10 protein-coding genes are annotated in these 13,374 nt (G+C 73.5%); 3 read left to right on the top strand and 7 right to left on the bottom strand.

Going from position 1 to position 13,374, the window contains the following annotated elements; all coding sequences use genetic code 11:
• Positions 1-53 precede the first annotated feature (53 nt).
• From ACRAS8_RS07470 to ACRAS8_RS07450, 5 genes are all read right to left on the bottom strand, one after another.
• Positions 54-2,066, bottom strand: coding sequence for a protein meaA (locus ACRAS8_RS07470; RefSeq protein WP_438485038.1), 2,013 nt, complete (start codon positions 2,064-2,066; stop codon positions 54-56).
• A 13-nt stretch (positions 2,067-2,079) separates the two neighbouring features.
• Positions 2,080-3,450: a crotonyl-CoA carboxylase/reductase gene (gene ccrA / locus ACRAS8_RS07465; protein ID WP_438485036.1), complete on the bottom strand. Its 1,371-nt coding sequence runs from the start codon at positions 3,448-3,450 to the stop codon at positions 2,080-2,082.
• A gap of 428 nt (positions 3,451-3,878) precedes the next feature.
• A complete protein-coding gene (locus ACRAS8_RS07460; protein ID WP_438485034.1) occupies positions 3,879-6,371 on the bottom strand; it encodes an AAA family ATPase in 2,493 nt (830 codons plus the stop codon).
• A gap of 79 nt (positions 6,372-6,450) precedes the next feature.
• The gene (locus tag ACRAS8_RS07455) at positions 6,451-7,266 is read right to left on the bottom strand and encodes a TetR family transcriptional regulator (RefSeq protein WP_438485032.1); all 816 of its coding nucleotides are present in this window, start codon (positions 7,264-7,266) and stop codon (positions 6,451-6,453) included.
• Positions 7,267-7,411: 145 nt separating this feature from the next.
• The gene (locus tag ACRAS8_RS07450) at positions 7,412-9,274 is read right to left on the bottom strand and encodes a 3-hydroxyacyl-CoA dehydrogenase family protein (protein WP_438485030.1); all 1,863 of its coding nucleotides are present in this window, start codon (positions 9,272-9,274) and stop codon (positions 7,412-7,414) included.
• A gap of 443 nt (positions 9,275-9,717) precedes the next feature.
• On the opposite strand from ACRAS8_RS07450, the gene ACRAS8_RS07445 reads away from it, so the two are divergent.
• A complete protein-coding gene (locus tag ACRAS8_RS07445) occupies positions 9,718-10,398 on the top strand; it encodes a HEAT repeat domain-containing protein (RefSeq protein ID WP_438485028.1) in 681 nt (226 codons plus the stop codon).
• 49 nt (positions 10,399-10,447) lie between these two features.
• Here ACRAS8_RS07445 and ACRAS8_RS07440 read toward each other — a convergent pair whose 3' ends face one another.
• Entirely contained in the window at positions 10,448-10,732 is a 285-nt protein-coding gene (locus tag ACRAS8_RS07440) for a hypothetical protein (RefSeq protein ID WP_438485026.1), read from the bottom strand.
• Positions 10,733-11,032: 300 nt separating this feature from the next.
• Between ACRAS8_RS07440 and ACRAS8_RS07435 the strand changes: the two genes are divergently transcribed.
• Together ACRAS8_RS07435 and ACRAS8_RS07430 are read left to right on the top strand one after the other, a co-directional pair.
• Entirely contained in the window at positions 11,033-11,824 is a 792-nt protein-coding gene (locus ACRAS8_RS07435; protein ID WP_438485024.1) for an SDR family NAD(P)-dependent oxidoreductase, read from the top strand.
• 80 nt (positions 11,825-11,904) lie between these two features.
• On the top strand, positions 11,905-12,273 hold the full coding sequence (locus tag ACRAS8_RS07430; protein WP_438485022.1) for a MerR family transcriptional regulator: 369 nt from the start codon (positions 11,905-11,907) through the stop codon (positions 12,271-12,273).
• Positions 12,274-12,299: 26 nt separating this feature from the next.
• Here the strand turns inward: ACRAS8_RS07430 and ACRAS8_RS07425 are convergent, their stop codons facing one another.
• Positions 12,300-13,337: an Rv2578c family radical SAM protein gene (locus tag ACRAS8_RS07425; protein WP_438485020.1), complete on the bottom strand. Its 1,038-nt coding sequence runs from the start codon at positions 13,335-13,337 to the stop codon at positions 12,300-12,302.
• Between the last annotated feature and the right edge of the window lie 37 nt (positions 13,338-13,374).

The following is a 13,374-nucleotide window of genomic DNA, read 5'->3' as shown; positions in this document are numbered from 1 at the left end:
GGCGGGGACCGCCGGGCACGGACGGCACGGACGCGCCCGCCGCACGGGCGACGTCATGCGAGGACCTCCAGGGGATCGAGCTTGTTCGCGGTACGGATCTCGTCGACGATACGGCCGATGATCTCCGTGATCCCGAAGTCCTTCGGGGTGAAGACGGCGGCGACCCCCGCCTCGCGCAGCTCCGCGGCGTCCGCGGACGGGATGATGCCGCCGACGATGACCGGCAGGTCGGGGGCCCCGGCGCGGCGCAGCCGCTCCAGTACGTCCGGCACCAGCGCGGCGTGTGACCCGGACAGGATCGACAGCCCCACGCAGTGCACGTCCTCGGCGACCGCCGCGGCCACGATCTGCTCCGGGGTGAGCCGGATGCCCTGGTAGACCACCTCGAAGCCGGCGTCCCTGGCCCGCACCGCGATCTGCTCGGCACCGTTGCTGTGCCCGTCCAGGCCGGGCTTGCCGACCAGCAGCCGCAGTCGGCCGCCGCCCAGGTCGGCCGCGGTCCGGGCGACCTTCTCGCGGACCGCCGCCAGCGGCGAGCCGGCCTCGGCGGTGACCGCCACCGGCGCTCCCGAGACGCCCGTGGGAGCCCGGAACTCGCCGAAGACGTCCCGCAGCGCCCAGGCCCACTCGCCGGTCGTCACCCCGGCGCGGGCGCACTCCAGGGTGGCCGGGAAGAGGTTGGTGTCGCCCGCCGCGGCCTTCTTCAGGGCCGACAGCGCCTCCTGGGCCCGCAGCTCGTCGCGGTTGTCCCGCCACGTGTGCAGGGAGCGCACCACCCGCTCCTCGTTGGCCGGGTCCACCGTCATGATGGCGGTGTCCAGGTCGGCGGTGAGCGGGTTGGGCTCGGTGCCCTCGAAGCAGTTGACGCCGACGATCTTCTCGTCGCCGGACTCGATCCGGGCCCGCCGCTCGGCGTGCGCGGAGACCAGCTGCGACTTCAGATAGCCGGACTCCACGGCCGCCATCACGCCGCCCATCTCCTCGATCCGGTCGATCTCGACCAGGCAGTCGGCCACCAGGGCCGCCACCTTGGCCTCGACGACATGCGACCCGGCGAAGATGTCCTCGTACTCCAGCAGGTCCGACTCGTGCGCGAGGACCTGCTGGATACGCAGCGACCACTGCTGGTCCCAGGGCCGCGGCAGCCCCAACGCCTCGTTCCAGGCGGGCAGTTGGACGGCGCGGGCGCGGGCGTCCTTGGAGAGCGTGACGGCCAGCATTTCCAGGACGATCCGCTGGACGTTGTTCTCCGGCTGCGCCTCGGTCAGCCCCAGGGAGTTGACCTGGACGCCGTAGCGGAAGCGGCGCTGCTTGGGGTCCTCGATGCCGTAGCGCTCGCGGGTGATCTTGTCCCAGATGCGGCCGAAGGCGCGCATCTTGCACATCTCCTCGACGAAGCGGACGCCCGCGTTCACGAAGAACGAGATACGGGCCACGACATCGCCCCGCCGCTCCTCGGGCACCTGGCCGGAGGCGAACACCGCGTCCAGCACGGCGATCGCGGTGGACATCGCGTACGAGATCTCCTGGACCGGCGTGGCGCCCGCCTCCTGCAGGTGGTAGCTGCAGATGTTGATCGGGTTCCACTTGGGGATGTGGTTGACCGTGTACGTGATCATGTCGGTGGTCAGCCGCAGCGACGGTCCCGGCGGGAAGACGTGCGTCCCGCGCGAGAGGTACTCCTTGACGATGTCGTTCTGCGTGGTGCCGGACAGCTTGGCGATGTCGGCACCCTGCTCCTCGGCGACCACCTGGTAGAGCGCCAGCAGCCACATGGCGGTGGCGTTGATGGTCATCGAGGTGTTCATCTGCTCCAGCGGGATGTCCTGGAACAGCCGCCGCATGTCACCGAGGTGGGACACCGGGACCCCGACCCGGCCGACCTCGCCGCGGGCCAGTACGTGGTCGGGGTCGTATCCGGTCTGCGTCGGGAGGTCGAACGCGACCGACAGGCCGGTCTGGCCCTTGGCGAGGTTGCGCCGGTACAGCTCGTTGGACGCCTCGGCGGTGGAGTGCCCGGCGTACGTCCGCATCAGCCACGGACGATCCTTCTGACGCTCAGTCATGTAGTCCCGATCCTCAGGCGTTCCGGTCGGGTGCGCCGGCCTGCGGCGCCGTGTCGCGGAACAGGTTGATCGCATCGATGTGCTTCGCGCGCAGCTGCTCGTCGCGCACGCCCATGCCCTCCTCGGGGGCCAGGCACAGCACGCCGACCTTGCCCTGGTGGAGGTTGCGGTGCACGTCGTGGGCGGCCTGGCCAGTGTCCTCCAGGCGGTACGTCTTGGACAGCGTCGGGTGGATCTTTCCCTTGGCGATCAGCCGGTTGGCCTCCCACGCCTCCCGGTAGTTGGCGAAGTGCGAGCCGACGATCCGCTTCAGCGACATCCACAGGTAGCGGTTGTCGTACTCGTGCTGGTAGCCGGAGGTTGAGGCGCAGGTGACGATGGTGCCGCCCTTGCGGGTGACGTACACCGAGGCGCCGAACGTCTCCCGGCCCGGGTGCTCGAAGACGATGTCCACGTCCTCGCCGCCGGTCAGCTCGCGGATGCGCTTGCCGAAGCGCTTCCACTCCCTGGGGTCCTGGTTGTGCTCGTCCTTCCAGAACCGGTAGCCCTCGGCGTTGCGGTCGATGATCGCCTCGGCGCCCATCTTCCGGCAGATCTCCGCCTTCTGGTCGGAGGAGACCACGCAGATCGGATTGGCGCCGCCGGCCAGCGCGAACTGGGTCGCGTACGAGCCGAGGCCGCCGCTGGCGCCCCAGATCAGGACGTTGTCGCCCTGCTTCATCGCCGCGCCGTTCTGCGAGACCAGCTGCCGGTAGGCGGTGGAGTTGACCAGGCCCGGCGCGGCCGCCTCCTCCCAGCTGAGGTGCTGCGGCTTGGGCATCAGCTGGTTGGACTTGACCAGCGCGATCTCCGCCAGGCCGCCGAAGTTGGTCTCGAAGCCCCAGATCCGCTGCTCGGGGTCGAGCATGGTGTCGTTGTGGCCGTCGGAGGACTCCAGCTCCACGGAGAGGCAGTGCGCGACGACCTCGTCACCGGGGTGCCAGGCGTTGACGCCCGGACCGGTGCGCAGCACCACGCCGGCGAGGTCCGAGCCGATGACGTGGTACGGCAGGTCGTGGCGCTTGGCGAGCGGCGAGAGCCGCCCGTAGCGCTCCAGGAAGCCGAACGTGGGCAGCGGCTCGAAGATCGAGGTCCACACCGAGTTGTAGTTCACCGAGGAGGCCATCACGGCCACCAGCGCCTCGCCCGGCCCGAGTTCGGGCACCGGCACGTCCTCGACGTGCAGCGACTTGCGGGGGTCCTTCTCGCGGGTGGACAGGCCGGCGAACATCTCGGCCTCGTCCTTGTGCACGGTGACCGCGCGGTAGGACTCGGGGAGGGGGAGGGCGGCGAAGTCCTCGCGCGTACTGTCCGGCGCGAGGATCGCATCGAGTATCTGGTTCACGGTATGCCTCCGGCGGGAGGGGGCTCCCCTGCTCGATCGCAGTTGAGAGCTTGGGGAAACGTTGCGGAACGGCTTGAGGGAACGTCGGGGGTGGTGCGGGGGCGGTGCCGTCGGTTCGGCCGGTGGTGCTCGGCATTGCGCCGGTGAGCGCGAGGGGTGCCTGTGACGCAGGCGTCCGGGCGCGCAAGGTGCTTGCGGGGACAGTCGGCACGCCACGGTTGGGTGGTGCGCCGGCCGCCCGGACACCCACAACGTATGACACCGCGTGCCAGCCGACAAGACACTGAGTGCCAAGAATTTCTCTCAGATGTCATGCGCTGGGCACGCATGAGCAAAGAACGGGCCGATGGAGGTGGTATTTGTTCCGATATGTATCGGCTCGCATGCGGACGGTAGGAGTGCGTCCCTTACGCCATTCGGGTGAGGCGTCAGTCGGAACGCGGGCGATACCGACGGAGCCGCCGGGTCCGCGACGCCGGCCAGTGTTGGGCGAGGGAGTGCAGGCACAGGAGGGCCGCGGGGACGGCGGCGGCGGTCCGCGGGGCCCCGGCCCAGGTGCCCACGAGAAGCAGGGCGACGGCCACCTCCGCGTGCCGCCGGTGCGCGACGGCCGCGACGAGATCGCCCGTCCGCCCGCCCGAGCCGCGCAGCCACACCCGCCGGGCGGCCCAGGCGGTGACCCCGGCCAGGCCGAGCTGCGCCAGCGACAGCGCGACCGGCGGCGGCCCTCCTCCGGGCGCCGCGAGACACCCGGCGGCCCACAGGGCGGCACAGAGCGGGAGCGCGAAGAGGCGGAGGAGTACGGGGCGGATGTGGGCCGCGGGCCGGACCGGGGGAGCGGGGACCGCGGGGGCCACCGGCGGCTCGGAGTCGCCGAGTTCGGACCGCAACTCTTCCGCGGCCGTCAGGTCCCCCGCCAGCTCCAGCCGGGACGCCTCCAGGGTCAGCAGCCGGACCCGGAGCAGCAGGAGGTTGTTCTCGTCGGCCAGGTCGCGGGCCTCCTTGAGCAACGGCTCGGCGTCCGCCGGCCGGCCGTTCTCCATCAGTGCCGTGCCCTGTGCGGCCAGCGCCTCGACCGTCGCGCGGACGTCACCGGCCTTCCGTGCCGCGTCCAGACCGGCCTGGATCAGGCGCAGCCGGCCGTGCGGATCGTCGGCCCGTCGGGCCAACTGCAGCCAGACGTACGCCTGGACCGTGTGGTCGCCGGCGCCGAGGGCGGTCCGTCCCGCCAGCCCGTAGGCCATGGCCGCCGCGTCCGCGTGACCCAGCCGCTCCAGGGCCTCGCCCAGGGCGCTCAGGGACGCCGCCGCCCGCCGCGCCTCGTGCTGCGGCCACAGCGCCCGAGCCCGTTCCAGATGGTGGACCGCGGCAGCGAAGTCCCCCAGGTCCGCTGCCTGTTCCCCCAGGTCGTCGTGGAACGCGGCCGGTCGCACACCCGCCCGCACCCAGGCCAGATGCCCCGCCTCCGCACACGCCCTGGCCTCCGTCGGCCGCCCCACGGCGCGGTACTGCTGCCGCATCGCGCGCAGCAGCTCCGCCTCCTGCTCGTGGTCGGCACGCCGCTGCGCGGCCCGCACCCCGGACTCCAGTACGGCCAGCGCGTCCAACACCAGCCCGCGGCGGGCGAGAGAGGCGCCCAGCGGGCGGGCGATCGGCCCCACGTGCCCGTCCAGCCCTCGCTCCACCGCCCTCGCCAGGGCTGCCGTCAGCGTCTCGTGCTCGCGGGCGAACCACGCGTCGTCCTGGGCGGCATCGGCGTCGGCGGCGGAGCGCTCGTAGTGGTCCAGCAGGCAGTCCAGCGCTGCGGCACGGACGGACTCCGGTTCACCGGCGGCCAGTTCACCCGCGTAGAGCCGGAGCAGGTCGTGGAAGCGGACCCGGCCGTCCGGACCCGCGGGGCGGAGCAGGTGCGCCCGGGTGAGGCGGCGCAGCGCACGGTCGGCTTCGGCCTCCGGGACGTCGGCCAGGGCGGCCGCGGCCCCGGCCTCGATCCCGGTGCCGGGGTGCAGGCCCAGCCGGCGCAGCATCCGTGCGTCGTCGTCGCTCAGGGCCTCGTAGGACGCGGTGAACGCCCGCCGTACGGGACCGAGTTCGGCCAGCCGCTCGCCCGGTGGGCGTAACGAGGCCAGCACCCGCTCGGCGCTTTCCGCGGCGTGCCCCAGCCGCGCCGCGACGACGTGCAGGGCGAGCGGCAGGTGCCCGCAGAGCCCGGCGATCTCGGCGAGCCGGGCGCGCGGCACCGGGGCGGCGGTCATGGACTCCAGCAGCGCGACGGAATCCTCGGGAGCGAGCGAGTCCAGCGGGAGGACGGTGACGGCCGGGTCGGTGGGCGCGGTGCGGACGGTGACCAGCAGCAGGTGGCGGCCGTCGGGCGGTACCACTGAGGCGATGTGGTCCTCGGCTGCCGCGTCGTCGAGCAGGATCAGCATCGGGTCGGGTGCCTCACCGAGCTTGGTGTGGAACTGGCTTTTTAAGCCGCTCCGGTGGGGCTCGAGCTGGTCCCCGGGGATGCCGATCGCCCGCAGATACGTCCCCAGCAGTTCCTCGGCGGTCAGTGCATCCCGCCGGCTGTGTGCGCCCGCGTCTGCGGCGAGCACACCGCCGGGAAACCGGGGCCGCGCCGCGTGAGCGGCGACGGCCAGCAGGGCGGTCTTGCCCACTCCTCCCTCTCCGGCGAGTGCGATCACCCGCGGTGGTTCGTCATGCTGGCCGGGCGCCAGGAGGGCGAGGAGTTCGGCGAGTGCTCCGGAGCGGCCGAGGAAGGCGGCGGGACGCGGGGGCAGAGCGTTCAGTGCGACGTGGCGGGCGGGACCGGGGAAGCCTATGGATGCCTGCCCGGCCTGGATGATGAGCCCTGCCGTTCCGCCGCCGATCGTGTTGTGCGTGCCCGGAGTTGGCCCCGCCCCGCTCGCGTCCTCCACGTCCCGTGGATAGCACGAGCGGGGCGGGCCCGTCAGCCGCTCCGCGGATCTTGCCCGGGCCCGCCGGCGCGGCAGGCGGTCAGGGCGTGTCCGAGTGCCGTTCCTTGAGGGCCTTGCGGATGGTGCGCATGACCTCGTCGAGCGGGGCGTCGGTGCGGGCGACCGCGACCAGTACCTCGCCCTCCCGGGAGACCGTCGCCGAAGGCGTCTCCGCGGAGGTCGCCCGGCCCGCGCCGATGCCCGCGCCGAAGGTCTCCCGGACGATCTCGAAGGCGTGGTCCAGCTGCGTCTCGACGTCGCCCTCCGCGCCGGCCCGCAGCCAGCGGCGCAGGACGTGGTTGTGCGCGGTGACCACGGCGGACGCGGCGACCTCGGCGAGCAGCGGGTCGTCGTCGCCCTCGCGGTGCGCGCCCTCGTCGAAGTGGCCCAGGAGATAGCGGGTGAACAGCCGCTCGTAGCGGGCCACCGAGGCGATCTCGGCCTCCCGGAGGGTGGGTACCTCGCGGGTGAGGCGGTAACGGGCCACGGACACCGCCGGGGCGGACGCGTACATCCGCATGACTTCCTTGATGCCGCGGCAGACCGTGTCGAGGGGGTTCTCGTGCGGCGGGGCGGCGTCCAGGACGGCCTCGGCACGCACCAGCGTGTCGTCGTGGTCGGGGAAGATGGCCTCTTCCTTGGAGCGGAAGTGCCGGAAGAAGGTGCGCCGGGCGACGCCCGCGGCGGCCGCGATCTCGTCGACCGTGGTGGCCTCGTAGCCCTTGGTCGCGAACAGTTCCATGGCGGCGGCCGACAGTTCGCGGCGCATCTTGAGCCGCTGGGCGGCCGCCCGGCGGGTGCCGGGAGTGGGCGGGTCGGAGGCGTCGGAGGACGGCGGGCGCGCGGGCTGGGACATGTGGGGAAGGTACTGCATATTCTCGCGGCCTGCGGCATGAGATACCGCTCGGGCCCCCGTGACCTGCGGCGGGACGCCGGGGCGGGCGCCCGGTGGCTCCAGCAGCCCGCCCCACCCGCCCCGGTCCCGGGGGCGCCGCCGCGCGTCAGCGCCGGGCGTACTCACGGAAGCCGCGACCGGTCTTCCGACCCAGGCAGCCCGCCGCGACGAGGTGCTCCAGCAGCGGCGCCGGGGCCAGCCCCGGGTCGCGGAACGCGGCGTGCAGCACCTTCTCGATGGCGAGCGAGACGTCCAGCCCCACCACGTCCAGCAGCTCGAACGGCCCCATCGGGTAGCCGCCGCCCAGCTTCATCGCGGCGTCGATGTCGTCCAGCGAGGCGTAGTGCTCCTGGACCATCTTGACCGCGTTGTTCAGGTACGGGAACAGCAGCGCGTTGACGATGAAGCCGGCCCGGTCGCCGCAGTCCACCGGGTGCTTGCGGACCTTGGCGCACACCGCGCGGACCGTGGCGTGCACCTCTTCGCCGGTCAGGACGGTGCGGACCACCTCAACCAGCTTCATGGCCGGCGCCGGGTTGAAGAAGTGCATCCCGATGACGTCCTGCGGGCGCGAGGTGGCGCGGGCGCAGGCGACGACCGGCAGGGACGAGGTGGTGGTGGCCAGCACGGCGCCCGGCTTGCAGACCTTGTCCAGCGTGCGGAACAGCTGCTGCTTGACGGCCAGGTCCTCGGCCACCGCCTCCACCGCCAGGTCGACGTCGGCGAAGGCGTCCAGCGAGCCGGCCGGGGTGATCGCGGCCAGCGCCGCGTCGCGCGCCTCGGCGGTCAGCCGGCCCTTGTCCACCGAGCGGGCCAGCGACTTCGCGATCCGCTCCTTGGCCCGGTCGGCCTTCTCCTGGCCGCGGGCGGCCAGCACCACGGTGAAGCCCGCCTTGGCGAACACCTCGGCGATGCCTCTGGCCATCGTCCCGGAGCCGGCGACGCCGACGCTGCGGACCGGGCGGCCGGCCGCCGCGCCGCCGCCGGCATCGTCCGTCGGGGTCTGGGCATCCGGCACGACCGTCGCGGAGCCGGGCGCCTCGTAGGTGTAGAAGCCGCGGCCCGCCTTGCGGCCGGTCAGGCCCGCGTCGGCGAGCTGGCCGAGGATCGGCGCGGGCGCGTGCAGCCGGTCGCGGGACTCGGCGTACATGGCCTCCAGGACCGTGCGGGCGGTGTCCACGCCGATCAGGTCGAGCAGCGCCAGCGGGCCCATCGGCAGGCCGCAGCCGAGCCGCATCGCCGCGTCGATGTCCTCGCGGGTGGCGTACTTCGACTCGTACATCGCGGCGGCCTGGTTGAGGTAGCCGAAGAGCAGTCCGTCGGCGACGAAGCCGGGGCGGTCGCCCACCGCGATCGGGTCCTTGCCCAGCTCGTGGGCGAGGGCGGTGACGGCCGCGACGGCGGTCGGCGCGGTCAGCACCGAGGAGACCACCTCGACCAGCTTCATGGCCGGCGCCGGGTTGAAGAAGTGGACGCCGAGCACCCGCTCGGGGCGCAGCGAGTCGGCGGCGAGCCGGGTCACCGACAGCGCGTTGGTGCCGGTGGCGAGGATGGTGTCGGGGCGGACGATGCCGTCCAGCGCGGTGAAGACCTCCCGCTTGAGCTCGTAGTCCTCCGGCACCACCTCGATGACGAGGTCGGCGTCCCGGGCGGCCTGCAGCTCGCCGAACGTGCGGAAGCGGGACAGCACGTCCTGCCGTTCCCGTTCGGTCATGCGCTCGCGCCGCACGGCGCGGGCGGTGCCGGCTTCGAGGGCGGCGCGGGCCCGGCGCGCCGCGGCCTCGTCGGTGTCGATGCCGACGACCTCGCGGCCGGCCCGGGTCAGCACCTCGGCGATGCCGGTGCCCATGGTGCCCAGGCCGACGACGGCGATGGTGGCGAGAGCCGGGGAGGCGGGCGCGGCGGACGGCGCCGTGGCGGATGCGGCGGAGGGGGCAGTGGCGGGATCAGGGGTGGACTGACGGCCCATCGCGAGACTCCTGAAGGTGTTCCCCTGCGGCAGGGGAGAACGTGACGACTGAGGGCTGAGGCGCACCGGCGCGTCCTTGCGGCGGCACGTGGCCGGCCGGCGGCGGAAAGGGCCGCGGAATGCCACGGCACTGCGGGCAGCGCCTGCGGTGGAGGAGCGCTGCGGGCCCTGTCCCGAGGCCGTGGCGCTTCCCCCCTGAGGGGCGTGCTGTGAGGATGTCGTCGCGCGGGCTGCCGTGCCCGCGCGGACGGTGGTGCTGGGTGGTGTGCCGAACCGACGACACACTCCGGCGGCTGCGTCACCAGGCCGCCCGAGCAGGGGTGCTGCTCCTTCCAGCAGGTTAACCGGTGGGTAACCGTAGCGCCAGGGGTAATGCGGGTCATTAGGTTGTGGTGCCGGCCACGCCCTGCGAACCAGGGCGGCCGGCAGGAGGGGAGCGGCAAATGGAAGACGAATTCCACGAGTTGACGGACCGGGTGCGGGCCGAACTCCGTTCCCCGCAGGATCTGGTCGCCTACGAGCGGCTGCTCGGGCTGGCCCGCAAGAACAGCCCCGCCGGACGCGAGGAACTCGCCCGGATGCTGACCGCGGTGGAGCGCCCCCTGTGGGCCCGGGAGATCGCCGCCTTCATCCTCGGCTGCGCCGGCGACAAGCGCGCCTTCGAGACCCTGGTCTTACTGCTCAACTACCGCGAACCGGTCCGCTGCGCCACCGCCGCGCACGCCCTCGGCAGGCTCAACGACCCCCGCACCGCCCGCGCCGCGGCCGCCCTCGCCACCAACCCGCTGCGCACCGCCTACGCCCTGCACCCCGTCCGGCTGCTCGTCGAGCTCCGCGCCCCGCAGTCCGTCCCCGCCCTGATCGCCACCCTGGAACGGCTGTTGACCCCGCACACCCCGTACTGGCGGGTGGCGCTGGCCTGTGTGGAGGGCCTGGGCGCCCTCGGCGACAAACGGGCGGTCCCGGCGCTGCGGGCGGCCACCGGCCACCCCCGGCTCGCCGCGGCCGCCGCCGCGTCCCTGGCCCGGCTGGGCGTCCACGAGGACCCGCCCGCGGTGGGCCCGGGCGGTCCGGCGGCCGAGGGCGCGGCGGGAAGGGCGGACGGCACCGGTCCGGCTGGTTGAAGGCGCGGGAGCGGACAACCGGCCGGGAGAGCGGACGCGGACAACCGGCTTACGGGAGCGGGCGCGGGTAGCGCACCTCCGGGACGCGCCACCCGCCCACGTCGTACGCCTCCTCGGACCCGTCCGGCACGAAACCGGCGCGCTCGGAGAAGCGCCGGGCGCGGGCGTTGCCCCGTACCACCCACAGAGCGAGCGCGCCGAACCCGCGGGCCGCGGCCCGGGCCGTCCCGGCCGCCGGCAGCGCCCACGCCCCGGGCCGACGGCGCGCGAACCGCTCCCGGCGCTTACGGGCGTCCTCCGCCACGCTCAACGCGTCCGGATACGCCTGCGGCATCAGCTCCTGCTACGCCGTCTGCCGGCCTCGGACCCGCACCGCCGAGACCCCGTTGACATCGGCCTCCGCCATATCCCGTATCCGCACTCCCCGCGGCGGCCGCCCGTCCGTCCCCTCACGAGCCCTGTCCGCACCCCACACTTCCGCCCCTGCCATGTCTGCCTCCCGCGGTCCGGTCCCTGCCACAGAGGGCCGAAGTCCCGGTGGACACCGGTCAGTCGGATACCCCACCGGACGGCCGCCCCGCCCTGGACGCGGTGCTTGACCTTGTCCCTGGGGGCAGGGTTCGAGACTTCCCGCATGGCACAGACACCTCTGAAGACCACCCACGCCCCGCGCACCCCGCACCGGGTCGTCGTCATCACCGGGGCCGGCACCGGCATCGGCCGGGCCACCGCCCGCGCGTTCGCCGCGGAAGGCGCGCGCGTGGTGGCCGTGGGCCGCCGCCCCGGACCGCTGGCGGAGACCGCCGCCCTCGCCGCCGGCACCGACGGCGAGATCAGCCCGTACCCCGCCGACATCACCGAGGACGGCGCTCCCGAGGCCGTCGTCCGGCACGCCGTGGAGACCTACGGCCGGCTGGACGTCCTGGTCAACAACGCCGCGGTGGTCGGCAGTGGCGCCCTCGGCAGCCACACCAAGGAGTCCATGGCGCCCCAGATGGCGACCAATCTGATCGCGCCCGTCCTGCTGACCCAGGAGGCGCTGCCCTCTCTGGAGCGCGCCGGCGGCGTCGTGGTGAACATCAGCACCTCGGTCGGCCAGCGCGGCTGGCCCGGCAACTCCGTCTACGCCGCCACCAAGACCGGCCTGGAACTCCTCACCCGCAGTTGGGCGGTGGAGCTGGCGCCGCGCGGCGTGCGGGTGGTGGGCGTGGCACCCGGGGCGGTCGACACCCCGATCGCGGACCACCAGGGCTGGACCCCGGAACGCCGGGCGGCGGTGCGCGCCTGGCAGATCGAGCACACCCCGATGGGCCGCGTCGGCCGCCCCGAGGAGGTGGCCTGGGCCGTCACCCGCCTCGCCGCCCCGGAAGCGGCCTTCGTGACCGGGGTGATCCTCCCGGTGGACGGGGGCGCGGTGGTCGGCTGAACGGGGCCGGTAGCGTACGTCCGGGCCGGGAGGAGCGGCCGGACGCGGCGCGGACCGGCCCGGAGGACAGGAGGCGATCCGTGCGGATCGGAGAGCTGGCGGACCGCACGGGGACGTCACCGCGGGCGCTGCGCAAGTACGAGAGCGAGGGCCTGATCGGCTCGCGGCGGGCGGCGAACGGCTACCGGGTCTACGACGACCGCGCCGCCGTCCGGGTCCGCAACATCAGGTATCTCCTCGACGCCGGCCTCACCCTCGCCGACGTCGCCTGCTTCCGGGGCTGCCTGGACGGCGACCTGTCCACCGCGCCGCCCTCCCCGGAGGGCCTGCGGATCGCCCGCGAGCGGCTCGCCGTCCTCGACCGCCGGATCGCCGCCCAGACGGCCGCCCGCGACCGCCTGGCCCGCGCCCTGGACACCGCCCCGGCTGCGGCCGCCACCGGCGCCTGAGGAGCCGGGAAGGCGCAGGAGCGGCGCTACAGCAGCGTCAACTGCGTGGCCTGCGACCCGTGTTGGACAGTCTCGTCGGGCCCGTCCGGTACCTCGGCCTTCGGCGGTATCCGCCGTGCCTGACCCGGCCGGAACGGCCCGAGGCCGTACTCGGCAGCCAGCTCGTGGACCTGCCGGGTGATCCGGCGCTGGTACCACGTGGGGGCGTAGGAGCCGCCGCCGTACAGCGCCTCGTAGCGGCGCACCAGATGCGGGTGGTGGCGGCCCAGCCAGGCCAGGAACCACTCGCGGGCGCCGGGCCGCAGATGGAGCACCAGCGGCGTGACCGAGCCGGCTCCGGCCTGCGCGACGGCCCGCACCGTGGCCCGTAGCTGCTCCGGCGCGTCGGACAGGAACGGGATCACCGGCGCCATCAGGACCCCGCAGGGGATGCCGTGGGCGGTGAGGGTCCGCACCACGTCGAGCCGCCGCCCGGGCGCGGGCGTGCCGGGCTCGACCGTCCGCCACAGTGCCTGGTCCAGGAAGCCGACGGAGACCGAGATGCCGACGTCGGTGACCTCGGCGGCCTGCCGCAGCAGCTCCAGATCGCGCAGGATCAGGGTGCCCTTGGTGAGGATCGAGAACGGGTTGGCGCGGTCCCGCAGGGCGGTGATGATGCCGGGCATCAACTGATAGCGGCCCTCCGCGCGTTGGTAACAGTCGACGCTGGTGCCCATCGCGATGTGGTCGCCGCGCCAGCGGGGCGCGGCCAGCTCCCGGCGCAGCAGCTCCGGGGCGTTGACCTTGACCACGATCTGCGAGTCGAAGCCGAGGCCGGTGTCGAGGTCCAGATAGCCGTGCGTCTTGCGCGCGAAGCAGTAGACGCAGGCGTGGCTGCACCCGCGATACGGGTTCACGGTCCATTCGAACGGCATACGGGAGGCGCCCGGCACGCGGTTGACGATCGAGCGGGCGCGCACCTCGTGGAAGGTGATGCCGCGGAACTCGGGGGTGTCCACCGTTCGAGTGACGACATCCGTGCCGAACAGCGCGGACGGGCCTTCTCCCAGATTGTCCCAGCGCATCGGGCCTCCTGTTGTGATCCTGGCGAGCCCCCACCTC

This window comes from Streptomyces sp. S186, from assembly GCF_051603415.1.
Classification (GTDB): Bacteria; Actinomycetota; Actinomycetes; order Streptomycetales; family Streptomycetaceae; genus Streptomyces.
This window is presented reverse-complemented; position numbering and strand designations above follow the sequence as displayed.